Origin of the sequence: Prevotella conceptionensis 9403948 (assembly GCF_000312305.1) — a bacterium.
Taxonomy (GTDB): domain Bacteria; phylum Bacteroidota; class Bacteroidia; order Bacteroidales; family Bacteroidaceae; genus Prevotella; species Prevotella conceptionensis.
In genome coordinates this window covers 1-1,108 of the sequence record NZ_HE999485.1, presented here as the reverse complement: position 1 = coordinate 1,108, position 1,108 = coordinate 1, and the positions used below count along the sequence as shown (strand labels likewise).

General features: G+C 54.2%; 1 protein-coding gene. It reads left to right on the top strand.

All coding sequences use genetic code 11. The annotated features are described in order from the left end of the window. Positions 1-1,108, top strand: a 1,108-nt coding sequence (locus BN93_RS15830) for a heavy metal translocating P-type ATPase (protein WP_019189255.1), incomplete at both ends; no start/stop codon positions are given.

Below are 1,108 nucleotides of genomic sequence, written 5' to 3'. Positions count from 1 at the left end.
ACGCCCTTGTTAACTTCGACACGGCCGCGCTTACGGGCGAGAGCATGCCCCGACAAGTGGGCATGGAAGGCGAAGTTTTGGCCGGCATGATTGCCTTAGAGCGTGCCGCAAGCCTACGCGTTACGCGTACACAAAGCGAAAGTGCGCTTACACGAATACTAAAAATGGTGGAAGAGGCCACCGAACGAAAGGCTCCCACCGAGTTGTTTATCCGTCGTTTTGCACGCATCTACACGCCCATCGTTATCCTTTTGGCCACGCTTACGGTGGTTCTGCCTTGGGTTTATACGCTGGTTTCGCCTTCGTTCCATTACCATTTCGCCACGTGGTTGCATCGCGCATTGGTGTTCTTGGTTATCTCTTGCCCCTGCGCATTGGTCATCAGTGTGCCATTAAGCTACTTTGCAGGCATCGGCAGAGCATCGCGCATGGGCGTACTTTTCAAGGGAGGAAACAGCCTAGACGCACTAACGGGCGTGGATACGGTGGTGTTCGACAAAACAGGAACGCTTACCACAGGAGCGTTTGGAGTGCAGCAAACCTTGCATCTATCGCCCGAAGAACTGCAAACGGTGGTGGCTATGGAACGCAGCAGCACGCATCCCATTGCCAAAGCCATTGTTAAAGTGTATGGCGACGGCGAGAAGATTAGTGCCGAGAACATGCCTGGGCTGGGTCTTCGGGCCGAAATAGCGGGCGAAACATGGCTTGCAGGTACGCTTAGGCTGCTTGAAAAGCAGGGTGTGAGCTATCCCGAAGAACTGCAAACCATACCCGATACCATTGTGGCTTGTGCCAAAAACGGCCGTTTCATCGGCTGTATCTTACTCTCCGACACACTAAAACCCGATGCTGCGGATGCCATTTCGATGCTGCGCAAGGTGGGCATTACGCACGTTGAGATGCTATCTGGCGACAAACAAGCATTGGTTGACAAGGTGGCTGAGGAACTAAAACTGGAACAAGCCCTAGGCGACTTGCTGCCACAACATAAGGCGGAGCGCATTGAAACCTTGCAAAAGCAGGGGCGCAAGGTGGCTTTCGTGGGCGATGGCATCAACGATGCGCCCGTGTTGGCTTTGAGCGACGTAGGCATTGCGATGGGTGG